This window comes from Halomonas campaniensis (assembly GCF_002211105.1).
GTDB lineage: Bacteria > Pseudomonadota > Gammaproteobacteria > Pseudomonadales > Halomonadaceae > Vreelandella > Vreelandella campaniensis_A.
Map to the genome: position 1 here is coordinate 1 of NZ_JPUA01000034.1, position 23,945 is coordinate 23,945.

25 protein-coding genes and 1 pseudogene are annotated in these 23,945 nt (G+C 55.7%); 12 read left to right on the top strand and 14 right to left on the bottom strand.

The window, feature by feature from the left end; all coding sequences use genetic code 11:
• Window positions 1-95: 95 nt before the first annotated feature.
• Both JI62_RS12485 and JI62_RS12490 read right to left on the bottom strand, forming a co-directional pair.
• A complete protein-coding gene (locus tag JI62_RS12485; protein WP_088700480.1) occupies window positions 96-1,184 on the bottom strand; it encodes a histone deacetylase family protein in 1,089 nt (362 codons plus the stop codon).
• Window positions 1,185-1,335: 151 nt separating this feature from the next.
• On the bottom strand, window positions 1,336-1,812 hold the full coding sequence (locus JI62_RS12490) for a flavodoxin family protein (RefSeq protein ID WP_088700481.1): 477 nt from the start codon (window positions 1,810-1,812) through the stop codon (window positions 1,336-1,338).
• 93 nt (window positions 1,813-1,905) lie between these two features.
• Between JI62_RS12490 and JI62_RS12495 the strand changes: the two genes are divergently transcribed.
• The 3 genes from JI62_RS12495 (at window position 1,906) to JI62_RS12505 (ending at window position 3,231) form a co-directional block, all read left to right on the top strand.
• Window positions 1,906-2,280, top strand: coding sequence for a thiol-disulfide oxidoreductase DCC family protein (locus JI62_RS12495; protein WP_088700482.1), 375 nt, complete (start codon window positions 1,906-1,908; stop codon window positions 2,278-2,280).
• Between the two features lie 42 nt (window positions 2,281-2,322).
• Window positions 2,323-2,799, top strand: a complete 477-nt coding sequence (locus JI62_RS12500; RefSeq protein ID WP_088700483.1) for a YbhB/YbcL family Raf kinase inhibitor-like protein — start codon at window positions 2,323-2,325, stop codon at window positions 2,797-2,799.
• A gap of 90 nt (window positions 2,800-2,889) precedes the next feature.
• Window positions 2,890-3,231, top strand: a complete 342-nt coding sequence (locus tag JI62_RS12505; RefSeq protein WP_088700484.1) for a zinc ribbon domain-containing protein YjdM — start codon at window positions 2,890-2,892, stop codon at window positions 3,229-3,231.
• Window positions 3,232-3,303: 72 nt separating this feature from the next.
• Here the strand turns inward: JI62_RS12505 and JI62_RS12510 are convergent, their stop codons facing one another.
• Window positions 3,304-3,504, bottom strand: coding sequence for a putative motility protein (locus JI62_RS12510; protein WP_088700485.1), 201 nt, complete (start codon window positions 3,502-3,504; stop codon window positions 3,304-3,306).
• 296 nt (window positions 3,505-3,800) lie between these two features.
• On the opposite strand from JI62_RS12510, the gene JI62_RS12515 reads away from it, so the two are divergent.
• From JI62_RS12515 to JI62_RS12545, 7 genes are all read left to right on the top strand, one after another.
• On the top strand, window positions 3,801-4,265 hold the full coding sequence (locus JI62_RS12515) for an SUF system Fe-S cluster assembly regulator (RefSeq protein ID WP_022522974.1): 465 nt from the start codon (window positions 3,801-3,803) through the stop codon (window positions 4,263-4,265).
• 78 nt (window positions 4,266-4,343) lie between these two features.
• On the top strand, window positions 4,344-5,786 hold the full coding sequence (gene sufB, locus JI62_RS12520) for a Fe-S cluster assembly protein SufB (RefSeq protein WP_022522975.1): 1,443 nt from the start codon (window positions 4,344-4,346) through the stop codon (window positions 5,784-5,786).
• Window positions 5,787-5,859: 73 nt separating this feature from the next.
• Window positions 5,860-6,609: a Fe-S cluster assembly ATPase SufC gene (gene sufC / locus JI62_RS12525; RefSeq protein WP_035580283.1), complete on the top strand. Its 750-nt coding sequence runs from the start codon at window positions 5,860-5,862 to the stop codon at window positions 6,607-6,609.
• Entirely contained in the window at window positions 6,606-7,946 is a 1,341-nt protein-coding gene (gene sufD, locus JI62_RS12530; protein WP_088700486.1) for a Fe-S cluster assembly protein SufD, read from the top strand. The genes sufC and sufD overlap by 4 nt, the downstream gene beginning before the upstream one ends.
• A 26-nt stretch (window positions 7,947-7,972) precedes the next feature.
• Entirely contained in the window at window positions 7,973-9,268 is a 1,296-nt protein-coding gene (locus tag JI62_RS12535; RefSeq protein ID WP_088700487.1) for a cysteine desulfurase, read from the top strand.
• Between the two features lie 34 nt (window positions 9,269-9,302).
• The gene (sufT, locus tag JI62_RS12540) at window positions 9,303-9,872 is read left to right on the top strand and encodes a putative Fe-S cluster assembly protein SufT (protein WP_088700488.1); all 570 of its coding nucleotides are present in this window, start codon (window positions 9,303-9,305) and stop codon (window positions 9,870-9,872) included.
• A gap of 18 nt (window positions 9,873-9,890) precedes the next feature.
• The gene (locus tag JI62_RS12545) at window positions 9,891-10,613 is read left to right on the top strand and encodes a SanA/YdcF family protein (RefSeq protein WP_088700489.1); all 723 of its coding nucleotides are present in this window, start codon (window positions 9,891-9,893) and stop codon (window positions 10,611-10,613) included.
• Here JI62_RS12545 and JI62_RS12550 read toward each other — a convergent pair.
• The 4 genes from JI62_RS12550 to JI62_RS12565 form a co-directional block, all read right to left on the bottom strand.
• Window positions 10,610-11,056, bottom strand: a complete 447-nt coding sequence (locus JI62_RS12550; RefSeq protein ID WP_088700490.1) for a hypothetical protein — start codon at window positions 11,054-11,056, stop codon at window positions 10,610-10,612. The genes JI62_RS12545 and JI62_RS12550 overlap by 4 nt on opposite strands.
• An 87-nt stretch (window positions 11,057-11,143) precedes the next feature.
• Window positions 11,144-12,052, bottom strand: a complete 909-nt coding sequence (rimK, locus tag JI62_RS12555; protein ID WP_088700491.1) for a 30S ribosomal protein S6--L-glutamate ligase — start codon at window positions 12,050-12,052, stop codon at window positions 11,144-11,146.
• 43 nt (window positions 12,053-12,095) lie between these two features.
• Window positions 12,096-12,536 (bottom strand): ATP-dependent zinc protease family protein, encoded by a 441-nt coding sequence (locus JI62_RS12560; protein ID WP_088700492.1) that lies wholly within the window; start codon window positions 12,534-12,536, stop codon window positions 12,096-12,098.
• A gap of 33 nt (window positions 12,537-12,569) precedes the next feature.
• Window positions 12,570-13,607, bottom strand: coding sequence for a DUF3549 family protein (locus tag JI62_RS12565; RefSeq protein WP_088700493.1), 1,038 nt, complete (start codon window positions 13,605-13,607; stop codon window positions 12,570-12,572).
• 328 nt (window positions 13,608-13,935) lie between these two features.
• Here JI62_RS12565 and JI62_RS12570 point away from each other — a divergent pair, with 328 nt between their 5' ends.
• Window positions 13,936-14,271, top strand: a complete 336-nt coding sequence (locus JI62_RS12570; protein WP_088700494.1) for a YqcC family protein — start codon at window positions 13,936-13,938, stop codon at window positions 14,269-14,271.
• 80 nt (window positions 14,272-14,351) lie between these two features.
• Here the strand turns inward: JI62_RS12570 and JI62_RS12575 are convergent, their stop codons facing one another.
• From JI62_RS12575 to JI62_RS12600, 7 genes and pseudogenes are all read right to left on the bottom strand, one after another.
• Window positions 14,352-14,978: an OmpW/AlkL family protein gene (locus JI62_RS12575; RefSeq protein ID WP_088700495.1), complete on the bottom strand. Its 627-nt coding sequence runs from the start codon at window positions 14,976-14,978 to the stop codon at window positions 14,352-14,354.
• A 447-nt stretch (window positions 14,979-15,425) separates the two neighbouring features.
• Complete coding sequence (putA, locus tag JI62_RS12580) at window positions 15,426-19,082, bottom strand: bifunctional proline dehydrogenase/L-glutamate gamma-semialdehyde dehydrogenase PutA (protein ID WP_088700496.1); 3,657 nt, start codon at window positions 19,080-19,082, stop codon at window positions 15,426-15,428.
• Between the two features lie 122 nt (window positions 19,083-19,204).
• On the bottom strand, window positions 19,205-20,698 hold the full coding sequence (gene putP / locus JI62_RS12585; RefSeq protein WP_088700497.1) for a sodium/proline symporter PutP: 1,494 nt from the start codon (window positions 20,696-20,698) through the stop codon (window positions 19,205-19,207).
• A 252-nt stretch (window positions 20,699-20,950) separates the two neighbouring features.
• Window positions 20,951-21,043, bottom strand: a pseudogene (locus JI62_RS23220) (1-pyrroline-5-carboxylate dehydrogenase); the annotation flags it as partial.
• Between the two features lie 119 nt (window positions 21,044-21,162).
• On the bottom strand, window positions 21,163-22,005 hold the full coding sequence (locus JI62_RS12590; protein ID WP_088700498.1) for an AraC family transcriptional regulator: 843 nt from the start codon (window positions 22,003-22,005) through the stop codon (window positions 21,163-21,165).
• Between the two features lie 74 nt (window positions 22,006-22,079).
• Complete coding sequence (locus tag JI62_RS12595; RefSeq protein WP_088700499.1) at window positions 22,080-22,439, bottom strand: hypothetical protein; 360 nt, start codon at window positions 22,437-22,439, stop codon at window positions 22,080-22,082.
• A gap of 265 nt (window positions 22,440-22,704) precedes the next feature.
• Window positions 22,705-23,112 carry a CBS domain-containing protein gene (locus JI62_RS12600; RefSeq protein ID WP_088701319.1) on the bottom strand — a complete coding sequence of 136 codons (408 nt, stop codon included), beginning with the start codon at window positions 23,110-23,112 and terminating at the stop codon, window positions 22,705-22,707.
• Window positions 23,113-23,344: 232 nt separating this feature from the next.
• Between JI62_RS12600 and JI62_RS12605 the strand changes: the two genes are divergently transcribed.
• Complete coding sequence (locus JI62_RS12605; RefSeq protein WP_088700500.1) at window positions 23,345-23,890, top strand: YqaE/Pmp3 family membrane protein; 546 nt, start codon at window positions 23,345-23,347, stop codon at window positions 23,888-23,890.
• The last annotated feature ends 55 nt before the right edge of the window (window positions 23,891-23,945 follow it).

Here is a 23,945-nt window from a genome sequence, read left to right on the forward strand (position 1 = left end):
TGCAGTACCGAAATCAGGCCTTGGCCGCTTAGTTTTTCACTGTCCAAGTTTATGGGGTCAGTTCATGCGAGGTGCCGTTTTTATTGTCAAAGCAACTATTCCGATTGAAAGGCCGTGCGGTGGAAATCCGCTGCGGCTTGGACTTCCGCAATGCCGCAGGTATCGGGCACAGGCACGGTGTTGCCCGCCAATACGGCAAGTACGGCTCTAGTGCCGTTGGCCAGTGACTCAAGGTTATAGCCGCCCTCTAATACAAACACCAAACGGCCATCGCAGTGTTGTTCGGCCAGTTTTTGCATGAATCCGGTCAGTGCGCCAAAACCTTCATAGGAAACGTTTAAGGCCAAATCGTGCCAGTGGGGGTCAAATCCTGCCGAGACTAAAATAATGTCGGGCTTGAACCACGCTGCGGCCGGGGCAAGAATATCGCGAAACGCCTTGAGGTACGCTTCGTCGCCAGCGCCAGCCGGTAACGGAACATTAATCGTGGTGCCTTCAGCTAAACCGGCGCCCACTTCTTCCAGATGGCCTGAGCCGGGATAGAAGGGTGCTGCGCGGTGAATATCGAAAAACATTACGTCCGGTTCTGCCCAGAAAATATCCTGGGTGCCGTTACCGTGATGGGCATCCCAATCAACAATCAGCACTCTTTCGCAACCCAGTGCGCTGCGCGCATGGGCTGCGGCGACTGCCACATTGTTGAATAAACAAAATCCGCGGGCGCGAACGGGCTCTGCGTGGTGTCCAGGCGGGCGCACAAGTGCAAAGGCGCTTTTAGCGCGCTTCTCCATTACGGCTTCTACTGCGGCAATGGCCGTTCCGGCGGCGACTTCGGCGGCATCTACGCTTCCCGGTGAGACCGCTGTGGTATCCACATCCAGCCAGGCATTTTTCCCGCGTAGGCTAAAAATATCGCTTAGATAGGAAGTGGTATGCACTCTGGCGAGTTGATCATGGGTGGCTGCTTTGCCACCTTCAATGTGTAGGCCCGCAATGGGCGCTTTCTCAAGCAGGTGCTGAATAGCTTTCAAGCGGCCGGGGTGCTCGGGGTATTTCCATGGCACAGGAAGCCCTGAAAGCAGATGTCGAATGCGCTTATCGATTCGTTGCGGTAGAAAGTCGGCGTCAATATTGGGCTCGTGAGCGAGCACCCGATCATCATAGAAAGCAATGACTTTATGCATAATGGCTACCTAATGTGCGTGCGATAAGTCACAGCAGTAAATTCCAACAAGTTACTGCAGCCCTTTAATCGCACAATGGGCACGAAATGCTTATCTACAGTAAGGCAGGCTAGACGAGGTTATACAATATCACTCTCAAACGATGCCGCTCTCAGACAATGCCACTCTCAACACTAAACGCTAGGGTCATGCTGAGCTCTTCTACCTGATCTGCAAATGAGGGCTGCCACTCGCCGCGTAAAATGAGCGGTGCCTGTACCCATCGCCAGCGTAAGCCAGTGGTGATGCTCTCTACTGCTCGTTGGGTGCCCGTGCCATCGTGCCCCGCGCGAATATAGAGCGCGCAGGGTAATCCCTGTTTCTTTTCAATGACAGGATAGTAGCTGCGATCAAAAAAATCCTTGAGCGCGCCGCTCATATAGCCCAGGTTTTCCGTGGTGCCGAGCAGAATCGCATCGCAGGCAAGTACATCCTCTGGGCCTGCTTCCAGGGGCGCTTTTACCACGCAGTGCATCTGTTCAAGGTCGGGATGGCTAGCTCCCTGGAAGGCCGCATCGCGCAGTAGGCGCGTATTTGCCGAAGGGGCATGGGCAACAATTAATAGCTGTTTTTTGAACTCAGATGTCATGGCAGTAGCCTAAATCAGCAGTGAAAATGTAAAGGTTTGCGACTAGTACTGAAAATGCCACACTGCTTTAGTGACGTTAACTAGAGAGGCTATATGCCCAAGAATACCTCTATCAATGTCTTTTACGATGCGCAGTGCTCGCTGTGTCGTAAAGAGCGGCGTCGCTATGAGCGCTGGTCGGGGCGGCATGCCGCTGATATCGCTTGGCTTGATGTGAGTGAACATCATCAGGTGCTACAGCAAAAGGGCGTCGATCCCGACATGGCGCTGCGCTCTCTGCATATCGAAACGGCATCTGGGCAATTGGTGGAGGGGATCGATGCTTACCGTTTATTAATGAAGCGTATTCCCTTGTTGGCGCCTGCTGCCTGGATCATTGGTCTTCCAGGCATTAAACCGGGATTGCGGTCGCTTTATGATGTCTGGGTGAAGCGCCGCCTGAAGAAACAAGGCCGGTGGAATTGCTAGACTGTGTACGAAAGACACACCCGATAAACCAAGGAGAGAAGCATGGCATTTGCACTTTCATCAATGAAGGTTACCAGCTCGGCGTTTGCTGACCATCAAGCGATCCCTGCTAAGCACACAGGGGAGGGCGAAGATGTTTCGCCAGCGCTTGCTTGGCAGGGTGCGCCTGAAGGAACCAAGGGGTTTGCGGTGATCTGTCACGATCCTGACGCCCCGCTGGTTAAAGACGGTAACTACGGCTTTGTCCACTGGGTACTCTATAACCTACCCGGCGATATCCAGGAATTAACGGAAAAGACGGCGGTGGGCACCGTCGGCGCAAATGATAAAGGCGATACAGGTTATTGTGGCCCGATGCCGCCAGAAGGGCACGGCAAGCATCTTTATTATTTCTGGGTGCTGGCGCTGGATCATCAAACCTCGCTTCCTGAAGGGCTCACGCTGACAGAACTACTCAAAGAGGTAGAGCCCAATCTGCTGGGTATGAACCGCCTGGTCGGCACCTACCAGCGCGGTTGATCTAGCAAACTGGCTGGACATTTTGCGTAACCCGTGTAGGCTCCATCGCTTTCTTAGCCCTTTACCTAAGCCAAGTGATGGAGCCTTGTGATGAGCGATCTGCCTAACTGTCCTGCCTGTGCCTCTGAGTATAGTTATGATGATGGCCTTCAATATGTCTGCCCAGAGTGTGGCCACGAGTGGTCAAAGGTAGCAGAAGAAGAGGGAGCCGATGACACGTCAGGCGTACGCGATGCCAATGGCAATATGCTAGCCGACGGTGATAGCGTCACGGTAATCAAGGACTTGAAGGTTAAGGGCAGTTCCCTGGTGGTTAAAGTAGGTACCAAAGTGAAAAGCATCCGCTTGGTAGACGGCGATCACGACATCGACTGCAAAATTGATGGTATCGGCCCAATGAAGCTGAAATCAGAATTTGTCAAAAAAGCCTAAAGCCATTAGTAATAGACAAAAAAATAGCCTCCTCTGCCAGGGGGCTATTTACTTTTTAACTATCCACGAGAGCTACGCAGTGGTGTTAATTTGCGTACCTACGCTGCCACTTGTCGCCAGCTGAGGTTCCGCAGCGCCGTCTATTAGTGCCGTTATCTGCGCTGCCTGCCCGTCTAGAGCATCTTTGAAAACGCTGAATTGAGCTTGTTGGATCGTTTGTGCCTGCCTCATATCCAGCGTTGCATTTACCATGTTGTTTACTGCTGCATCCATAGTTACCTCCTCGAATGATCGCGATGCCTCCTACAGTAGGGGCATCTAATACCTTTTTGACGCTAGCAGAGGCGGCTAATCAATGCAAAGCCGGCCAGGCCGCAGCTATAGCTTTTTTAAATGATAATGATTGTTGTTTTTGATGCGATTAGCGGCGAACGTGCCGATATTTTGCGTAAATTGCTATCCATTTTGCTCAGGGGCTTCACATCAAATTTATACAGGACTAAAATGGTACTCAATTGATGTGGCGACCATTTGATTTGCTGCGTACTGATGACATAAAGGGAGTCGACATGCTTAAGCTTTCTCGGCTGACAGACTATGCCGCAGTGGTCATGGCGCAAATTGCCCGCCATTCCCAGGCGTCGCATGCAGCGGCAGAGTTAGCAGAGGCCGTGCAGTTGCCCCATCCGACGGTGAGTAAAACGCTCAAAATGCTAGTGCGGGCAGGGCTGCTGGTTTCTCAGCGTGGCGCCCAAGGCGGTTACCGTCTGGCCCGGCCCGCATCGCAGATTACTGCCGCCGATATTATTGCGGCGATTGAAGGCCCCGTCGCCATGACCGAGTGCAGCCAAGCAGAAGGCGATTGTGAGCTTGTGGCTACCTGCGGTGTGGCAGATAACTGGCAGCGGGTCTCCTTGGCCATGCGTACGCTGCTAGAGAGCGTAACGCTGGCGCATCTGGCCGATACAGCGCCGATTAAGCTGCCAGTCCAACTGCCTATTCAAACGATCAGTCTGTCGGCGGCGTCGGCCTAACGGCGGCGCAAGACCAGCAGGCCTAATTTATTATTAAAGGCGATGACCTCGCCACCCAACTGCCCGGAGGGTATCACCATGGCAAGCGAAGAAATGGAACAGTTGGTTCGTCGCGAATACAAAGATGGCTTTGTAACCGATATTGAGAGCGACACCCTGCCACCTGGCCTGGATGAAAACACCATCGCCTTTATCTCTAAAAAGAAGGGCGAGCCGGAGTGGATGCTGGAGTGGCGTTTGGATGCCTACCGCCAGTGGTTGAAGATGGAAGCCCCTTCCTGGGCGCATCTGGACTATCCGCCGATTGATTACCAATCGATCTCCTATTTTAGTGCGCCAAAGCGCCCGGAAGACCGCCCGCAAAGCCTGGATGAAGTGGATCCCAAGCTGCTGGAAACCTACGAGAAGCTGGGCATTCCGCTGCACGAACGCGCCGCGCTGGCAGGCGTTGCGGTCGATGCGGTGTTTGACTCCGTTTCGGTCGCCACCACGTTTAAGAAGCAGCTGGGCGAAGCCGGGGTTATTTTCTGCTCGATTTCGGAAGCTATTCGCGACTACCCGGAGCTGATCAAGCAGTACTTGGGCACCGTGGTGCCCGTGGCGGACAACTACTTTGCCGCGCTGAACTCAGCGGTGTTTACCGATGGCTCCTTTGTGTTTGTGCCGGAAGGCGTGACTTGCCCCATGGAGTTGTCCACCTATTTCCGCATTAACGCGGCCAACACCGGCCAGTTTGAGCGCACGCTGATTATTTGCGAAAGCCGTGCCCAGGTCTCTTATCTGGAAGGCTGTACGGCGCCGATGCGCGACGAAAATCAGCTTCACGCTGCCGTGGTCGAGCTTGTCGCTCTGGATGACGCCTATATCAAATACTCCACCGTGCAGAACTGGTACCCCGGTGACGAGAATGGTGTCGGTGGTATCTATAACTTCGTGACCAAGCGCGGTGATTGCCGTGGCGACCGTTCACGGATTAGCTGGACGCAGGTTGAAACCGGCTCCGCCATTACCTGGAAGTACCCTTCCTGCGTGCTGCGCGGCAAAGACAGTATTGGCGAGTTCTACTCAGTCGCCGTTACCAACGGTCGCCAACAGGCCGATACCGGCACCAAGATGATTCACATTGGCGAAGGCACGCGTTCCTATATCGTTGCTAAGGGTATCTCCGCAGGCAGAAGTGATCAGTCCTATCGCGGCCTGGTGAAAATCGGCCCGCGTGCCAAAGGGGCGCGTAACTTTACCCAGTGCGACTCCCTGCTGATTGGCGATAAGTGCGGTGCACACACCTTCCCGTATCAGGAAATTGGCAATAGCACGGCGACCATTGAGCACGAAGCGACCACCTCGAAAATCGGTGAAGACCAGCTGTTCTACTGTCAGAGCCGCGGTATCTCGGAAGAGGACGCCGTCAGCATGATTGTGAATGGTTTCTGTAAGGACGTCTTCCAAGAGCTGCCCATGGAGTTCGCCGTTGAAGCCGAAGCGCTGCTCAACGTGACCCTGGAAGGCGCGGTAGGTTAATCGTTAGCTGTTTAGACTACTTAATTATATCAGTGTCGCCGTAGCGACTCGTCAGAATTAGAAGGTAATCAATATGTTGCAAGTGAATGATTTACACGTCTCCGTCGAAGGTAATGAAATCCTCAAAGGGCTGACCCTGACCATCAAGGCGGGTGAAGTGCACGCCATTATGGGGCCGAACGGCGCGGGTAAATCGACGCTATCCGCGGTGATTGCCGGTAAAGATGGCTACGAAGTTACACAGGGCACGATTACCTTTGAAGGCAAAGACGTGCTTGAAATGGAGATCGAAGAGCGCGCCCAGGCCGGTTTGCTGCTGGGTTTCCAGTATCCGGTCGAGATTCCAGGGGTTAAAAACATTTACCTGCTGAAGTCGGCGCTTAATGCCCAGCGGGTAGCCCGCGGCGAAGGCGAAATGCCCGCGCCGGAGTTTATGAAGCTGGTGAAAGAGAAGCTGGGCTACATGAAAATGGACGCCAGCTTCCTCCAGCGCGCCGTTAACGAAGGCTTCTCCGGCGGTGAGAAAAAGCGCAACGAGATTCTGCAAATGCTGGTGCTGCAGCCAAAGCTTGCCATGCTGGATGAGATCGATTCTGGCCTCGATATCGACGCCATGAAAATTGTCGCCGACGGCGTTAATAGCCTGCGCGCTGAAGATCGTGCCATTCTGCTGGTCACTCACTACCAGCGCCTGCTGGATTACATCGTGCCGGACAAGGTTCACGTCCTGGTCGATGGCCGTATTGTTAAAACCGGCGACGCCGAGCTGGCTAAACAGCTGGAAGCCAATGGGTACGAAGGTATCGAGGAGTCTGTGGCATGAGCGATACGCAAACCTTTTTAGACACCCTGAAGGCGCGCAGCTCGAACTACACGGCGGAACCCACCTGGATCGCTGCGCGTCGTCAAGCCGGAGCCGCGCGTTTTGAAGCGCTGGGTTTCCCCACTCGCCGTGATGAAGAGTGGAAGTACACCGATGTGCGTTCGATCGCCCAGGGTAACTTTGCGATAGCCGACAACGCCGAGTTCTCTCCGGCCACTGCCGCGGCGCTAACGCTGCCGATTGATGCTTACCGCCTGACCTTTGTGGATGGCGTGTTCTCATCGGCGCTCTCGGATGTGGATTCATTGCCGTCGAGCGTACAGGTGTTGCCGCTCTCCAAGGCGCTAGAAGAGAACCATGAAGCCGTGGGTGGCCCGCTGGGGCGCTTAACCGGGGTTGATTTCTCGCCCTTCGCCGCGCTCAACACGGCGTTTATGGAAGAGGGCGCCGTGGTACGCATTGCACCGGGAACGGTGGTTGAGAAACCCATCCTGCTGCAGTTTCTGTCCCGTGCGGGACAGCCGGTGATGTGCCATCCGCGTGTATTGGTGGAAGCCGGTGGGCGTAGCGAAGCGACGCTGATTGAGCACTATACTGGCGAAAGCGAAGCGACTAACTTCACCAACGTAGTAGGCGAGTTGATGCTTGACCGTGGCGCGATCCTGGCCCACTACAAGCTGCAAGAAGCGCCGTTGGGTGATATGCACGTGGCAAGCATCCACGTGGAGCAGGGACGCGATACGCGCTATACCTCTTACAACCTGAGCCTGGGCGGCGCACTGGTGCGCAACGACCTGATCAGCGATTTGAATGGCCAGGGGGCGGAAACCAACTTCCTGGGCCTGTTCTTTGGTCAGGGGCGTCAGCACGTCGACAACCACACCAAGGTCAACCACAATGCGCCGCTGACGTTCTCCAACGAGAACTACAAGGGCATTCTGGATGACCGCGCCCACGGGGTGTTTAACGGCAAGGTCTACGTCAAGCGCGATAGCCAGAAGATCGAAGGTTTTCAGAGCAACCAAAACCTGCTGCTATCGGATCGCGCTCACATCGATGCCAAGCCTGAGCTTGAGATCTACGCCGATGACGTTAAGTGCTCCCACGGCACCACCACGGGCCAGTTAGACGAAGAGGCGATCTACGCGCTGCGTACCCGCGGTATCGATGAAGCCACCGCTCGCGGACTGCTAACGCTCGCTTTTGCTGGCGAAGTGTTGGAAAAAGTGACTCTGGATGAGATTGCCGAGCGCGTGGAATTAGCGGTTGCGGGCAAGCTGCCCGAGCGTTTCAATCTTGCCGGATTGGTCGAAGCGGCGGTTTCACTTAACGACTAGCGCCATTAAACAATCAGGAGCGTCTGATGCCACATTCCGTTATTGAGCCAACGCTCAGCCCTTTGCAAGCGAGTGCTTTGCAAACCAGCCCAGCGTCAGCGACTTTTGATGTTATGCGCCTGCGCCAGGACTTTCCGGTGCTGGCCCGTGAGGTGCACGGCAAGCCGCTGATCTATTTAGACAACGCGGCCACCAGCCAGACGCCTCAACAGGTGATTGACGTCTTTAGCGATTACTACTCGCGCTATAACGCCAATATTCACCGTGGGCTGCATACCCTCGCCGATGAGGCAACGGCGGCGTTTGAAGGTACGCGCCAACGGGTTAAAGGGTTCCTTAATGCGGAAGATGCACGCCAGATCATCTTTACCCGCGGCACCACAGAAGCGATTAACCTGGTTGTGAATAGCTGGGGACGTACAAATCTTGCGCCGGGCGATGAGGTGCTGATTTCGATGTTGGAGCACCACTCCAATATCGTGCCCTGGCAACTGTTGGCCGCCGAGATAGGCTTCACCATCAAGGTGATACCCGTTGAGGCTACCGGCGCACTGGATATGGCCGCTTACCGTGAGCTATTGAGTGAGCGCACCAAGCTGGTAGCGGTCAACCACGTCTCAAACGCTCTGGGTACCGTTAACCCGGTGCAAGAGATGGCAGCCCATGCTCATCAGCAGGGTGCGCTTATTCTGGTTGATGGCGCCCAGGCAGCACCCCACCAAGTGGTCGATGTGCAGGCCATTGATGCCGACTTCTATGCATTTTCCGGCCATAAGGTGTATGGGCCGACGGGCGTGGGCGTGCTCTACGGCAAGCATGCGCTGCTTGAAACCATGCCACCCTGGCAGGGCGGCGGTGAGATGATCAGCACGGTCTCCTTTGATGTGGGCACCACCTTCGCCGCTATTCCGCACAAGTTTGAAGCGGGTACGCCCGCTATTGCGGAGGTAATCGCCCTGGGCCGAGCCCTCGAGTGGATGGAGAGCACTGGTATAGCGGCGATCGGAGCCTGGGAAGGCCAACTGCTGAATCACGCGACCCAGGCGGTGGGTAACATTGATGGCCTGCGTATTCTAGGCACGGCGCCAAATAAAGCGGCAGTGCTCTCTTTTATCGTTGAAGGTGCCCACTCCCAAGATATCGGTCTACTGATCGATCAGCTTGGCGTCGCTATTCGTACCGGTCACCACTGCGCGCAGCCCTTGTTGCACCACTTCGGGGTAGACGCAACGTGCCGTGCTTCTTTTGCGGCGTATAATACCCTCGAAGAAGTGGATCGCTTTGTAGAAGCACTCCAACGTGTCATTGGTATGGTGCGTTAAGGTCGGTTCTTTAAGAATCGTCATAAGGACAGTTATGGATCTTGAGCAAGTTGCCAGTCTAGAGCGTGGCCAACAGTTACCTCTCCAGCGCGATGTGGACGCCATTGCCATTCCGTTTGGTAGTACGGAAACACTGGCCGAAGACAGCGTTGTTAGCGTTATGCAGGCGAAGGGCAGTACGGTAAGCGTCGGTTTTGAGGGGCGGCTCTACTTAATCGAAGGGAGCAACCTGGATGCCCTGGGGCTTGAGCCTTTACCGCGTCCTACGCTGCCGGAAACGGCTTCTGAACAGGAGATAGAGCAGTTCGTGTGGGATCAGCTGCGTACCTGCTTTGACCCGGAAATTCCGGTCAATATCGTTGATCTTGGGCTGGTCTATGGTTGCCGAATTGAACGCCTGATTAGCGGCGAGCGGCTTGTTACCATTCGCATGACGCTGACGGCGCCCGGCTGTGGGATGGGCGATGTGATCGCCGCGGATGCGCGCAATAAGATTCTCGGTGCGCCACAGATCAGCAAAGTACACACCGAAATAGTCTTCAGTCCCCCCTGGAGCCGTGACATGATGAGTGACGAGGCCAAGCTTGAACTCGGCATGTTCTAACCCCGGCTGGGGAGCTGGATGCATAACGTGTTATTAACGTGGTCGAAGCGGTTATTAATGTCGCTAGGAGCGCTACTGCTGCTGGCGACATTGCTGTTTATAGGTGGCAATTTTTGGGTACTCGCGACGACTGCCGCTTATATTGAGCGTCAGCCACAGCAGTGTCGCCCGGCGGAGGTGGGAATTGTCTTCGGCACGTCTCACTGGACCCGTAGAGGAGGGCGAAACCCACACTTCCATGCGCGCATGCGAACGGCTGCTACCTTAATTGAGCAGTCCCAGGTGGAGCATCTGTTGCTTTCCGGGGATAACCGTACCCAGGCGTATAATGAGCCAAGAGCCATGTGGCGTGAACTGTATCGGCGGGGCGTGGCCTCTGAGCAGTTGACCATGGATTTTGCGGGCTTTAGTACCTATGACACGCTGGCGCGTGCCCGGGATGTGTTTCAACTAGAGAAAGCCCTGCTGATCACCCAGAGCTGGCACCTTCCCCGCGCGGTCTATATTGGTCGTGAGCTAGGTATCGACGTGACTGGCTGCGTGGCAGATGACCCTAACGTAACGGTGGGATGGCGTTTAAAGCTGCGCGAATGGGCAGCGCGTGTGGCCACCCTGGGGGATCTCTATGTGTGGGGGAGGGAGCCCTATTTTCTCGGTACGCCCGAGCCCATCGAGTTACCTAGGCGGGCGCCCATCGATCTTATCCTGCCTTCGCTAAACGAGCGCTTTGCAGCCCCTTAACGGTGCGTTTTGCGCTTTTGCAGCGCATACAGCTCGCGGATAAGCTTACGGCACCCCTGCATGCACTCTTCGACCACCGGTTCGATCGGATCGGGTAACGGATGGGTGTATAGCGAGGAGAGCGCCTGCATTAAGACACGCTCTTGCTCCAATAGCTCATTGATGAGTACTTGGCTATCGTTGCCGACGAAGCTTTTAAGGCGACTCCACAGCCATAAAAAATCATCGCGCTCAACGTCCGCATCCCGGGGCAGCATTTTCAAATGCGCACGGGCAAGCTCCTGCAACTTGCGCATCTGCTTAAGCCGTGCAGCGTAATGCGGCTTTAAAGCGTCACGCAGCGAGGGGCGCAGGCGTTCAATATTGTCTTGGAAATAATCAATGCTATCGGCCAGCGCTTCCAATACGCTGTCCATCGCCACTTGGCGATTATCGAGAAACATGAGCGTCTACCTCCTTCGGTGACGCAGATTGTGGGGGTGACAGCGCATATTTGCCACCCCCGAAGCGGATTATTTTAATATTTTGCCTTAGCCTTTAGGCTTGGGTGGTGCTTTGCGGGCAGGCATGGCGTTTCTTTCAATGTGTTCAATAATCATTCCGGCAATATCTTTACCGGTTGCGTTCTCAATGCCCTGCAAACCAGGTGAAGAGTTAACCTCCATAATCACCGGCCCGTGATTGGAACGCAGCAGGTCGACGCCCGCCACGCGCAGACCCATGGCCTTGGCGGCGCGAATAGCCGTTGAACGCTCTTCAGGCGTGATCCGGATCACGCTGGCAGTGCCGCCGCGGTGTAGGTTCGAACGAAACTCACCATCTGCCGCCTGGCGCTTCATTGAGGCGACGACCTTATCACCGATCACAAAGCAGCGAATGTCAGCGCCACGGGCTTCTTTGATGTACTCCTGCACCATGATATTGGCTTTCATGCCCATGAAGGCCTGAATGACGGACTCAGCCGCCTGATTGGTTTCCGCCAATACCACGCCAATTCCCTGGGTGCCTTCGAGCAGTTTGATGACCAGTGGAGCGCCTTTGACCATGGTAATCAAATCGGGAATGTCGTCGGGGGAGTGGGCAAAGCCGGTAATCGGCAGCCCCAAGCCTTTGCGTGACAGCAGTTGCAGCGAGCGCAATTTATCCCGCGAACGGGTAATCGAGACGTTATCGTTGATAACGTAGGTACCCATCATTTCAAATTGACGCAGCACCGCGCAGCCGTAAAAAGTCACCGATGAACCAATGCGCGGAATCACCGCATCGAAAGGCTCAATTTCCTGGCCTTTATAGTGAATCGAAGGGTGGTGCGAGGTAATGCTCATATAGCAGCGCAGCGTATCCACCACGCGGGCGGTATGCCCACGCTGCTCTGCGGCTTCAACCAGTCGGCGGGTAGAGTACAAATTGCGATTGCGTGACAGCAGAGCGATATGCATGTAGGAGACTCCGAGCTTAAATTAAGGCGACTAATAAGGGGGGTTAAGGCTCACCGTGCAAAAATGCAGCACCGGGCGCCACCATGAGACGACGCATGGCGCGGCGTCCCAGTAGCATCGGATGCCGCATATTGCTGCGGTCAGTAAGGGTCAGTTCAACTGGAAAATTCAAATCGCCCATCTGCATAGGGGTACGTATGACATAACGCCACTCGCTATGACCGTTGGAGCTGGTAACGCGGCGCCGATCATGCAAGTGCAAGCTGTAGCGGTGAGCCGGTGTTTCCGGGCCGCCACTGTGAGTAATAAAACTGACCCATAGTTGACCATGTTCGTCTTCGTGTGTCTCTATCTCTTCTGCATGCAGCGCAGATGTTCGCGCGCCAGTGTCAGCTTTACAGCATAGGTGAAGCCCTAGCTCAGGTAGCGTCACCATCTCGCGGCGGCCAATGACCGCTTTGGCCTGATAGGGTAATTCCTTCACGGCTCACTCCTTGCAATTAAAAGTGACATCGGATCAAGCGTTCCTCTGTGACATCATCTGTGTCAAACGGCGTTGAGTAGCGGAGCCAGTAGGCGCATCCCGCAGTGCCATCATGACCGGTAAGCGTAGACGTGGTATTAACGCAATATCACGCACGACGGCGGCAAAATCGCTACGCTCATCTTCTGCTAAGCGTTGCAGAAAAAGTGGCAGGCGCTGCGCGTCTTCCAAATAGCCCCAGCCGCGCCCGGCGATGGCCGCCAGAACATCCGGCCCACAGGCCGCTGGGTCGTTAAGTAAGGCCGTATACCAATCACCCACCGCTGATGTGTCCGTATTACCCACTGCACGCAGACAGGCACACAGGGTTTCAATGTCGCCCACTTGTGCGGCGGCTTCCCCACATCGTTGCAGTGCAACGACCAACGACTGCGGCAACGGCTGGTGCTCTAAACAGTAGCACAATGAGTGGATAACGGTGGTGGGCAGTTCAGGCAGGCGCTGTGCTAACGATTCGGCGTCAGGTGTTGCCATACGCACGACGTAATCGGCAATCCCTTGTAATCCCAGCGCCTGCCAATCAATCGTTTGCTGGCCACTTAAGTAGGCCTCAACGGGCTCCAAATGTTGGCTGGCCGACAGCCCTCTGTCGTGGGTAGCACGGGCATTGAGCATGGCTTGGAAAGTGACGCTAGGCGTGAAGGCGAGGGGATTATCCTTCATTAAGTGATCTACGTCCGCTGTTTCTTCACGACCCACGTTAGAAACCGCGCGCCCCAGTGTTTCCAGCAGGCGGTTTAAAAACGCATCGCGCTGGGCGGGGGCTATCATGCCCTGCTCATCCAGCGGCAAGGCTAAGAACCAGATAGCCGGTTCGGGCATATCGCCAAGGCGAAACACAATGGCTAAGCGCGCTTGGCCTTGCCAGGGTTCTGGCCAGGCCATTTCGCCACCTTCAAAGGCGGCGAGTGACTCCCGCGGGCAGGGCACGACATGGCGCCCCATATGGTAAAGGGAAACCTCGCCACCGCTGCGGGTAAAAAACTCATCAAGGGTTTGAATCGGTTGCATAACATCCTTCCGCGTTGCAAGCCTGCACTCTACCTTGCTGATGTGGCACTGTCAGCCGCAGTGACTGATAAAACATGGTGTTAATGACCGTGCCTTAAGTCATTAGCATTAATGACAATGCGGTTAAAAATTAATCAACTCTGCGAAAGCCCCATGAGAGCAAGCGTTGCGACACCTTTCCATAGTTTATCCACAGGCTCGTGCAGGTTTTCTGTGAGTCTATGGATAACTTCCCGCGAGCGTTGGTAGGTGGCAAGGTGCTCGCTGAGTGGGGATAATGGGCAGACGATACACTTATTCATTTCTCAAGGTAGTGACAAGCGACTTTATGAGTACTTATCAACCGCTGCAGACAGCGCTTTTAGAGCTAGAAGCGTCGATGAAAGCCGCCGATCTATGGCGCATGCCAACACCCGATGCAGAGGCATTTGCCAGCCAGCAGCCGTTTTGCATCGACACCATGTCGCTGCCGCAATGGATACGCTTTGTGTTTATTACCCGCTTGAACGCCCTGATGGATGCGCGTGCCGCCATGCCCGCAAAGTGCGAGGTAGCTCCCGCCGTGGCAGCCTACTTGCAGCAGGAAAAAACACCTGCACACCACCAGCTGCTGGTTGTGCGTGCGGTAGAGAAGGTCGATCAGATCGTCACTGAAAGCGCTTAAAGCGGAATACCACTAAATGCACAAAGCCCGCCGTGAGGCAGGCTTTGTGGATAACATCCGCTAGCGGTTTTGCAGGCAGCCTAGAAGCGGTAGCTGAGGCCTGCCATCACCACGAGAGGATCGATCTCAACGGTACCTACTCCCGCACCATTAACGCTGGCATCGGTATCGATATCGATGTACCAAGCCGCGGCGTTCAGCGCCCAGTGATCATCAATAAGTAAATCAACGCCTACCTGGCCCGCTGCACCCCAGGAGTCATCCAGGTCTAAATCACCAATCGTCAGTTCTTCATCGGAGAAGTGGGTGTAGTTAATGCCCGCACCGACATAGGGCTGTACGCGGGACTGAGTGCCACCTAGCGGGTAGTACTGCAGCGTTAGGGTCGGCGGCAGGTGCTTGGTGGAGGCGATATTGTCGCCGTTCAAATGGATATCGTGCTCGAACGGCAGCGCCGCCAGCAGTTCCACGCCGACTTTATCGTGGAAGCGATAGCCCAAGGTGAACGCGAAGTTGGTTTCATCCTGTACATCCACCGATAGCGCACCGTTGGCCAGTGAGCCGTTGTCGCTGGTGGGGGCAACTTTAGCAACACCCACGCGGGTGAAGAAATCGCCAGCGCCGTAGGCGAATGCCTGGCTGCTGGTCATCATTGCCGCAGCGGCAACAGTGGATACAAGTAGGGTAGGCAGGGCGGCTTTACGCATGGGTTCACTCCTGGTGTTAAAACAGCCAGTTTTAAACGACTAACTAGTTGCAAAGCTGGGCGGCCATTCGATAGCCGCTTAACGATGAAGCCAGTGTAACGAGACCCAGGGAGTGGATTATTGATCCAGGGCAAAGGTTGTTAGACAAGGTCTAGGCGCTATGCACCCAAGGCTGCGCAGGCCCTCCTCATTTTGTCGGGCTGGTAGCCTGAACGGTCGCGAGCTAAAGCTACCTCCCACAAGTGCCATTATCTGTCTGACAGAAGTCATTCTGCGCTGAGCAACCAAGAGTCGGAAAAACCGGCTGCCAAATACAAAAAAGCCGCTAACGAGTAGCGGCTAATCTTGATAGCTTAGACTTTGAACAGCGTTTGCTTAGCCCAGGAGGAGGGCGAGAGTCATTAATCCGCCCGCTCACCTCCTAAGCTCCCACCATTTAGCGCCGACCTATTCAGCTGTGGCCAACAGGCTGGCGTTACCGCCCGCCGCGGTGGTGTCGATGCATAGATGGCGTTCTACCACGTAGCGATCCGGCGAGATGGTCTGGGTCTCGAGCGGTATGATGGCGCCGTCGCGCTTGGCCAGCGCAATGCGCAGTTCACGCGTCCAGTCGCTGTTGCCAGCGGCGGCGACTGCCGCAATCCCATTGACCTCGCTCAACGTCTCGGTTGAAACGCTGCCATCAAGCCCGGCCACCGGCACGCCGGCATCGATCAATGGCTTCACGGCCTGTGCAGCGCCGGGTGCGACCACGACGGCCGCACAGCCCGTGCCTAGGGCCTGCGCTGCTTGCGCGATGGCGATATCCAGGGTTGGCCCTAGACATAGCACCACGCCCTTGGGGTACATCGCCAGGCGGTTGCTTTCACCTGTCGGCCCCGGCAATGTCTGCGGCGTCATATCCAAGGCTGCTGTTTCGGCAAGCGCCTTGCGGATTACGCCACCTTTGCCGGAGAGTGCCTTGCGCAGCACCTCGATTCGATTGGGTCGTACCGCCCAGTTGCGCGCATCCAGTTCATCAAGAGCTGTCTGGAGATCGCTAAGTGATACGGCTTTTCCTTCTGGCGCCTCAACGTGTTCAGCCTCCGTGGTGCGGCGGAAGCGATTGACGTAGAGCGGGCCACCGGCCTTGGGCCCGGTGCCTGAAAGCCCCTCGCCACCGAACGGCTGGGAGCCAACGATGGCGCCGATCTGGTTACGGTTAACGTAGACGTTGCCGACATGAATGCGCTCGACGATCTGCTGCACGCGGTCGTCGATACGGGTATGCAGGCCGAAGGTTAGTCCGTAGCCCTTGCCATTGATGTCGTCGACCACCTTGTCGATATCCCGCGCCTTGAAGGTGGCGACGTGCAACACCGGGCCGAAGATTTCACGTTCGAGATCCTCAATGCCGCCAACATCAATCACCGCAGGAGTGACGAAGGTGCCGGTTTCCGGCGCGGGCAGCCTCTTGAGCACTTTGCCGGCTTTCTCTTGTGCTGCCACATAGTCGCTGATTTCGGTCTGGGCATCGGTGTCGATCACCGGTGACACGTCGGTGTCCGTGTTCCAGGGGTCGCCAATGGTGAGTGCGTCCATGGCGCCGTAGAGCATATTGAGCAGGCGGTCTCGGGCCTCTTCCTGGACATACAGCATGCGCAGCGCGGAACAGCGCTGACCAGCTGACTGGAAGGAGGAGATCAGGATATCGCGCACCGCCTGTTCGGTCAGCGCCGTGGAGTCCACGATCATGGAGTTTAGCCCACCGGTTTCGGCAATCAGTATTGCATCGGAGCCCGCGTTTTCGGCCAGCGCCTTGTGGATGATTTGGGCTACCGGGGTCGAGCCGGTGAAGCAGACACCGGCGATACGAGGGTCGCTGGTCAGCGGGCCACCCACCGTTGGGCCATCGCCAGGCAGTAACTGCAGTGCCGCTTCCGGTAGGCCAGCCTCACGCATCAGCTCGACGGCGCGGGCAGCAATCAGTGGCGTCTGTTCGGCGGGCTTGGCGATTACCGCGTTACCGGCCACCAGAGCAGCAGCAATTTGCCCGGTGGTGATGGCCAGGGGGAAGTTCCATGGGCTGATGCAGACGAAGATGCCGCGGGCGCTGCCGGGCTCTTCGGCTTCCAACCGCTCGCCTTCGTTGGCGTAGTAGCGCAGGAAATCCACCGCTTCGCGCACTTCGGCGATGCCGTCGAACATCATCTTGCCCGCTTCACGGGTGGTGATCACGGTCAGCTCAGCGATGTGCTCTTCGTAGAGATCGGCGGTGCGGCGCAGTACCGCGGCGCGCTCGGCCGCTGGGCGTGCAGACCACTCTTTAAAACCTTGTTCGGCGGCATCAAGGGCAGTGGCGACCTCTTCCGGGGTGGCTTCATGCACCTTGCCAATTACCCGTGAGCCGTCGGCAGGGGAGACGGCATCACGCGCCGGGCCCTTGGGTGCGGGGTTGCCCACCAGCATGGGGCCTGCTGTCCAGGTGGCGTCGGCAAACGCTTCGCGAGCATTGAGCAGTGGCAGGATTGAGGCGGGCTCATTGATCCGGTAGCCCTTGGAGTTTTTGCGCTCAGGCGCAAACAGCTCGCCGGGCTGGCGGATCAACGGGCTTGAAACGTCGTTACCGAGTTGCTTAAACGCTTCAATGGGATCCTTTGAAACGTCGCTTGGTGGAATCGAGCTATCTACCACTTGGTTAACGAACGAGGAGTTGGCGCCGTTCTCCAGCAGGCGACGTACCAGGTAGGCCAGCAGGTCGCGGTGGGCGCCGACCGGGGCGTAAATGCGGCAGTGGGTGCCTTCTGTCTCTTTGACGATGTGGTGCAGCGACTCGCCCATGCCATGCAGGCGCTGGAACTCGTAGCTGTCCTTGTCGTCGCCTGCCATTTCCGCGACGGCGGCGCAGGTGTGGGCGTTGTGGGTGGCGAACTGCGGATAGATGCGGTCGCGACGGTCGAGCAGCATCTGCGCGCAGGCCATGTAACTGACGTCGGTGTTAACCTTGCGGGTGAAAACCGGGAAGGTCTTGACCCCCATCTCCTGGGAGAGCTTGATCTCGGTATCCCAGTAAGCGCCTTTCACCAGGCGTACCATGATTTTGCGGTCGAAGCGTTCGGCGAGTTCGTAGAGGGTTTCGATCATCGGCGCGGCGCGGCGCCCGTAAGCTTGAACGACCACCCCGAAGCCATCCCAACCGTCCAGGCTGGGGTCGGCCATTAGCGCCTCGATCACGTCGAGGGAGAGGTCTAGCCGATCCTGCTCTTCGGCGTCGATATTGAAACCGATATTGGCCTTGGCTGCCTGCTGCACAAGCTCTTTGGCCCGGGGCAACAGCTCTGCCATCACCGTGTCACGGTGGGTGTATTCATAGCGCGGATGTAGCGCCGAGAGTTTTACCGAGATGCCAGGGCTGCCGCGCACATCGCCCTTGGCCTGCTCGGCGATGGCGGTGATCGCCTTGGCATAAGCCTCGTGATAGCGAACGGCATCTTCGTCAGTGCGCGCCGCTTCGCCCAGCATATCGTAGGAGTAGGTGTAGCCCTGCTTCTCTAGCTCGCGGGCATTCTTCATGCCCTCTTCGATGGTCTGGCCAAGCACGAACTGGCGGCCGAGAATCTTCATCGATTGGCCAACCGCCTTACGCACCACCGGCTCGCCCATACGGCGTACCAGTCCGCGCAGCGCTCGGGTCGGGCCCTTGGGGTCTTCTTCCAGCACCTTACCGGTAAGCAGCAGCGCCCAAGTAGAGGCATTGACCATTGAAGATGAAGACTTGCCTAGGTGGGCGCCCCAGTCGGAGGGTTCAATCTTGTCGTGGATCAGGTCGTCGATGGTTTCCGCATCGGGCACGCGCAGCAGCGCTTCTGCCAGGCACATCAGGCCGACGCCCTCGGTGGTCGAGAGCCCGTACTCGGCCAGGAACGCCTCCATCATCGAGGGCGACCTTTCCTTACGCACACGCTCCACGTATTTGGCACCGACTGCAGCGACCTTCTTGCGGTCATCCTCCGACAGCTTGATACGCTCTAAAAGCCCATGCAGCACATCTGCCTCGTTGGCATCATAATGGCTGCGAATGCGTGAGCGTAGATCACTCACGTCGCTATGCAGATGATCGTTCATACAGGGTCTCTCCTTGCTAGCCGACAGTTTGGCGTTGCTGCGTCGGTTAGAATGTAGTCGTTCTCTAACCTGAAGAGGGCTCCCGCGGGAGCCCTCTTGATACGCTAATGTATCTTGAGCGCTTATTTGCGTTCGATATGCTGATATTCACCGGCATCGTCGGTGGCATTGCTGACTACGATGATGGCAATGAAGGAGGCGATAAAGCCAGGGATAATCTCGTAAACGCCTGGGCCACCCATAAAGGAGCCGTTCCAGCCGAGTGCAATCCAGACCATTACGGTGAGCGCGCCTACCACCATGCCTGCGATAGCACCATTGCCGTTGGTGCGTGACCACATCAGCGATAGGATAATCAGCGGACCAAAGGCCGCACCGAAGCCTGCCCAGGCGTTACTGACCAGCCCCAAAACCTGGGAGTTTTCGTCAGAGGCAATCACCGCTGCGACAATGCCCACCAGTACGACACTGACACGGCCGACGGCCACACACTGCGCCTCAGAGGCTGTCTTGTGCAGGAACAGACGGTAGAAGTCCTCAGTCAGTGATGAAGAGGCTACTAACAGCTGACTGGAAACGGTACTCATGACCGCCGCAAGCAGTGCCGCATAGAGGAAGCCGGTAATCAGCGGATGGAACAGCAGGTTCGCCAGGACGATAAAGATGGTTTCCGGATCTTCGATATCCAGGCCATTACGGATGGCATAAGCGCGGCCAAAGATACCCAGAGACACGGCGCCGATCAGGGAGATCAGCATCCAGCCCATACCGATGTTACGGGCAATCGGTACATCCTTGAGTGTCCGGATGGCCATGAAGCGCACAATGATGTGCGGCTGCCCGAAGTAACCCAGCCCCCAGGTGACGGCAGAAAGCCAGCCAATAAAGGTGAGCCCTGATGTCCAGGAGAGCAGGGTGGGGTCGACCTCATTCAGCGTTTGTGAGGCCTGAGAAAAGCCGCCGCCACCTTCACCAAAGAGTACCACCGCCGGCATGATCACCAGGGCCAGCATCATGATGCAGCCCTGTACGAAGTCGGTCATGCTCACGGCCAGGAAACCACCGACAACGGTGTAAATAAGCACCACGCCTAGGGTGATCATGACGCCCATGGCGTAGTTGCTCATATCCCCGAAGTTGTAAATGCCAGAGAACGCGCTTTCAAACAGCTTGCCGCCAGCCACCAGGCCTGAGGCCGTGTAAACTGCGAAAAAGACTACGATGACAATAGCCGACACGGTACGCAGTGACATGGATCGGGTCGGGAATCGGTTTGCCAGAAAGGCTGGGATGGTGATCGCATTGCCATAGTGAACGGTCTGTTCACGTAGGCGCGGAGCGACCAGAATCCAGTTGAATAACGCCCCAACGAGCAAACCAATGCCGATCCAGGCGGAGCCTAAGCCAGAGACAAACATTGCCCCAGGTAAACCCAGCAGCAACCAGCCACTCATATCCGAAGCACCGGCCGACAGAGCCGCTACTTTAGGGCTGAGGGTACGACCACCCAGCATGTAATCTTCAGAGGAAGAGGTGGATTTGCGCATCGCATAAATACCGATGGCGACCATGAGCGCAAAGTACGCAATGAGACTGATCCAAACACCTATAGCCATGTAACTTCTCCAGTTCGTCAGGAAGGAACTAGGTCCGACCTATTGGTGCGGTCACCGGGTAGAGTCCGGTAGTTAACCGCGTTGTTTTTATTGCCCCTGTTGTTTATTCACGTCAGAAGGTCAAACGAGCCTCTGCCCATCATCAAGTCAGAGAGCTTGTTGGTACCTTTGTAAGCAGTGATCCCTATATTATTGTCGACCATAAGTTAGTTTCCTGTTCAGAAGTTCAGGTTAATGATGTTGATGAGTGGCTTACTCATCCCCAAGCGCCAGCAGCGACGCGTTTCCGCCTAATGCAGCGGTGTTATTGGTATTGGTTTTCTCAGTCACGAAACGTTTTAGGTACAGAGCAAGTGGGTAACAGGGCATGACGCCCAAGCAAATAAGCGAATGTAGAGTGCCATCATCTCTGGTGTATGTTGATTCCACGGCAAAACGTGTCAATTCCGCGGCAAGATCAGCAATTATACGACTTTAGTAGAGCTTTTGTTGGCTTGCACTGTCCCTAGCGCAGCATTTGATGGGTTAATGGCTACCGAGGGTGCATCCGCTTGGCGCAATTTGCGTGGCGATAATCCGTAACTGCGACGAAATGCATGAGAGAGTGCGCTTTGGTTGGCAAAGCCGGTTTGAATCGCAATATCAGTGAGGGGCAGGCGGCTTTGCAGGATCAACTGTCGGGCGGCATGCAGACGTTGGCGTTTTACGTACTGCCAGGGCGAAAGCCCCGTTTGAGCGCGGAAGCAGTCAGAAAAGTGCGCTTCGCTTAGACAGGCTAGCCGCGCTAGATCGGCAACGCGCAGATCCTCAGCGAGGTGCTGGCGAATAAAGCGGTTAATGCGCGTCAAATCCAGGCGCTGCTGAGCACTGCTGGCGGCAGTACCCAAGCGCGCCTTAAGTGAGCCCAGCAGTGTGGCGGCTAAGCGGTCTTGCTGAAAGGAGTTAGACGACGTATCAAACCCTTGAGCAAGTTCGCTTTGCATAAACGCTAGGTAGTGGCGCAGCGCATTATCCAGGCCAAAAAAGCGTGGAGCGTCAAACAGGGCTACCAGCGCTCGGTTCTCACCGGTTAGCGCGGGGGCATCTTCTGGAAGGTCGAAAATTAATTGCCGGTTATGGCCGCAACCTGAGTAGTAGTGCTCGTGGTTAGCGGGCACGATACAGCCTGAAAAAGCATTGACTCGCCCGCCCAATCCTTCAATTTCAAATTCTGATGAGCCGCACAGCGTAATCACAATTTGATGAAAATCATGGGTATGGTGATGGGTAGCGCTGGCTAGCGGTATTTGTCGAATGGTACTGGGCATGCACTTCTCCTGAATTGCATTAGGTTCATTGCAGTCGTTCGCCTGAACCGCAATACGCCTTTAAATTGCAATAGCTACTGCTGGCGGAGGGCAGTGTGGGCAGACAAGTGGTCGCGAAGAGCCTGGAGTTCTGCCTGTCCCTCTGGATTGAGCAGTGGCTTACCTTGGGCAATCATCCAACGTCGGCCGTGCTGCTCCATTAAGTGCGCTGCGCGACGTCTAATATTGTCCAAGTACTCGTTGTGTCGAATGGGGTAACCGATTATCGCGTTCCACTCGGTTTCGCTCACTTGGCTGTTGAGCGCCTTATCAAACACCGCCAGTAAATCTTTGGGCTCAGTGCGATAGCGTGGGGTGCTTGACGTCATCAGCACCAACATTACTGCACCAATTACGAGTAAGCAGACTCCAAACACTAATAAATACAGCGCCATTCGCTCTGCTCCTGGGCGTCATCCGTTAATAAATAGCTACGTTATTATACGCTTGACGCCGCTAGGGTCGAAAATTTTACTTTTTTGCGAACTTTTACTTCACAGCGTGTCTGAGTATGTACAGGCAACATCGCGATAGCAGTCGCTAAAGTTGTTGTCCTGGCTCTATTGTTTTGATCCCTTGCTTCCGCTACTCCCTGAGTAGCGGTTTTTTTTGCTAAAGATTTTTTCTGTCAAAAGCTTGCCTTGAGCGTTAACAACCCTGCTAATGGCGGCGAATAGCTAATAGCGCTATCAGGATATCACGTCGTGTCACGATTCCTACCAACCGCTGCTGCTCAACCACCGGATAGACTTTAGGTTTTGAGCCCAGCATCTCCTGGGCCAGGTCGGTTATGCTTTTATTGGGAGAGACACTGAGCACTTCGTGGCGCATCATCTCTTTTACCAAGGGTGCTTCGTCATCATGGTAAATACTGTCCAGCACACGGCCCATGACATCTTGCTCTGAAATAAAGCCAATTAATCGATCGGTATCATCCACTACCGGTGCGCCGGGCAAGCGGTGCAGTGCCAGCCCTTTAGCCAAGGTGGTGACCGAGGCGTTGGGTGAGAAACGGTAGCAATCCCGGGACATAATATCGCGGACAGTGCTGGGGGTTGCTCTATTCATCATGGACACTCCTTGCTCATCTTATTCATCGCAATGGCAAACAGGGTATCGCCAGCAAAGCGATTGGGTCTAAGTGCTAAAGTAGCAGCGACTCTTTCACTGTAGGTGATTTAAAACGCAGTGTTCAGCCTGCAAGGCATCTTTATTCAACGCTGTAAGTACTGAATTTTCTAGGACGTTAATTTTCTAACCAGTTAAATGCACCACAAATTAGCGCATTGAGGAGCCACCCATGGATGCACGTGAGTACTTAAACCGCAAAGGGGTGGGGCTTGACCGAGACCCTGATCGGCCGAATACCTTGGAAGAGAAAGCCTGGGAGCGGGCACGGGGAGCCGGGCACCAACGGCCAAAATCGGGGACGCCCCACGATTGGGAAGATTGGGAGCGCCACCACGATGACCTTGCTGAAGGGGCGGAATCCCTGGAGCAGAAAATTGATAAAGAGGCCCATCGGCTTGCCCAAGAGCGGGCCGCAAAAGCTTCAAATGAGACCGCTTCCAGCACTGTGGAGCACTTCACACCGCCACCTAAAGCGGAATCAGCGACTGCCCAGGTCGAACCATCCAAAGCGGCCCCAGGGCAGCAAGCAGAGCAAGCTGTACCAGAGCCTGGCGCGTTAAAGCTTGCCTATTATGCGCTGGCAATACTCCTGCCACCGCTGGCGGTGGGTTTAACCCTGGGGGGAGGCAAGCGCGTAAGTTTAGCTGTGCTGCTCACGCTAGCAGGATGGCTGCCTGGCGCTGTGTATGCGGTTTGGTGGTTGCAGCGGCGTTAACTAACGCCTCCTAAAGGCGTTTACTGCTTGGCAGTCCCCTTCAAGTGCGTATAAT

What these genes read in the sequence shown, in the direction of transcription:
- JI62_RS12485 (WP_088700480.1), bottom strand. Translation starts at nt 1,184, where the DNA reads ATGCATAAAGTCATTGCTTTCTATGATGATCGGGTGCTCGCTCACGAG.
- JI62_RS12490 (WP_088700481.1), bottom strand. Translation starts at nt 1,812, where the DNA reads ATGACATCTGAGTTCAAAAAACAGCTATTAATTGTTGCCCATGCCCCT.
- JI62_RS12495 (WP_088700482.1), top strand. Translation starts at nt 1,906, where the DNA reads ATGCCCAAGAATACCTCTATCAATGTCTTTTACGATGCGCAGTGCTCG.
- JI62_RS12500 (WP_088700483.1), top strand. Translation starts at nt 2,323, where the DNA reads ATGGCATTTGCACTTTCATCAATGAAGGTTACCAGCTCGGCGTTTGCT.
- JI62_RS12505 (WP_088700484.1), top strand. Translation starts at nt 2,890, where the DNA reads ATGAGCGATCTGCCTAACTGTCCTGCCTGTGCCTCTGAGTATAGTTAT.
- JI62_RS12510 (WP_088700485.1), bottom strand. Translation starts at nt 3,504, where the DNA reads ATGGATGCAGCAGTAAACAACATGGTAAATGCAACGCTGGATATGAGG.
- JI62_RS12515 (WP_022522974.1), top strand. Translation starts at nt 3,801, where the DNA reads ATGCTTAAGCTTTCTCGGCTGACAGACTATGCCGCAGTGGTCATGGCG.
- sufB (WP_022522975.1), top strand. Translation starts at nt 4,344, where the DNA reads ATGGCAAGCGAAGAAATGGAACAGTTGGTTCGTCGCGAATACAAAGAT.
- sufC (WP_035580283.1), top strand. Translation starts at nt 5,860, where the DNA reads ATGTTGCAAGTGAATGATTTACACGTCTCCGTCGAAGGTAATGAAATC.
- sufD (WP_088700486.1), top strand. Translation starts at nt 6,606, where the DNA reads ATGAGCGATACGCAAACCTTTTTAGACACCCTGAAGGCGCGCAGCTCG.
- JI62_RS12535 (WP_088700487.1), top strand. Translation starts at nt 7,973, where the DNA reads ATGCCACATTCCGTTATTGAGCCAACGCTCAGCCCTTTGCAAGCGAGT.
- sufT (WP_088700488.1), top strand. Translation starts at nt 9,303, where the DNA reads ATGGATCTTGAGCAAGTTGCCAGTCTAGAGCGTGGCCAACAGTTACCT.
- JI62_RS12545 (WP_088700489.1), top strand. Translation starts at nt 9,891, where the DNA reads ATGCATAACGTGTTATTAACGTGGTCGAAGCGGTTATTAATGTCGCTA.
- JI62_RS12550 (WP_088700490.1), bottom strand. Translation starts at nt 11,056, where the DNA reads ATGTTTCTCGATAATCGCCAAGTGGCGATGGACAGCGTATTGGAAGCG.
- rimK (WP_088700491.1), bottom strand. Translation starts at nt 12,052, where the DNA reads ATGCATATCGCTCTGCTGTCACGCAATCGCAATTTGTACTCTACCCGC.
- JI62_RS12565 (WP_088700493.1), bottom strand. Translation starts at nt 13,607, where the DNA reads ATGCAACCGATTCAAACCCTTGATGAGTTTTTTACCCGCAGCGGTGGC.
- JI62_RS12570 (WP_088700494.1), top strand. Translation starts at nt 13,936, where the DNA reads ATGAGTACTTATCAACCGCTGCAGACAGCGCTTTTAGAGCTAGAAGCG.
- JI62_RS12575 (WP_088700495.1), bottom strand. Translation starts at nt 14,978, where the DNA reads ATGCGTAAAGCCGCCCTGCCTACCCTACTTGTATCCACTGTTGCCGCT.
- putA (WP_088700496.1), bottom strand. Translation starts at nt 19,082, where the DNA reads ATGAACGATCATCTGCATAGCGACGTGAGTGATCTACGCTCACGCATT.
- putP (WP_088700497.1), bottom strand. Translation starts at nt 20,698, where the DNA reads ATGGCTATAGGTGTTTGGATCAGTCTCATTGCGTACTTTGCGCTCATG.
- JI62_RS12590 (WP_088700498.1), bottom strand. Translation starts at nt 22,005, where the DNA reads ATGCCCAGTACCATTCGACAAATACCGCTAGCCAGCGCTACCCATCAC.
- JI62_RS12595 (WP_088700499.1), bottom strand. Translation starts at nt 22,439, where the DNA reads ATGGCGCTGTATTTATTAGTGTTTGGAGTCTGCTTACTCGTAATTGGT.
- JI62_RS12600 (WP_088701319.1), bottom strand. Translation starts at nt 23,112, where the DNA reads ATGAATAGAGCAACCCCCAGCACTGTCCGCGATATTATGTCCCGGGAT.
- JI62_RS12605 (WP_088700500.1), top strand. Translation starts at nt 23,345, where the DNA reads ATGGATGCACGTGAGTACTTAAACCGCAAAGGGGTGGGGCTTGACCGA.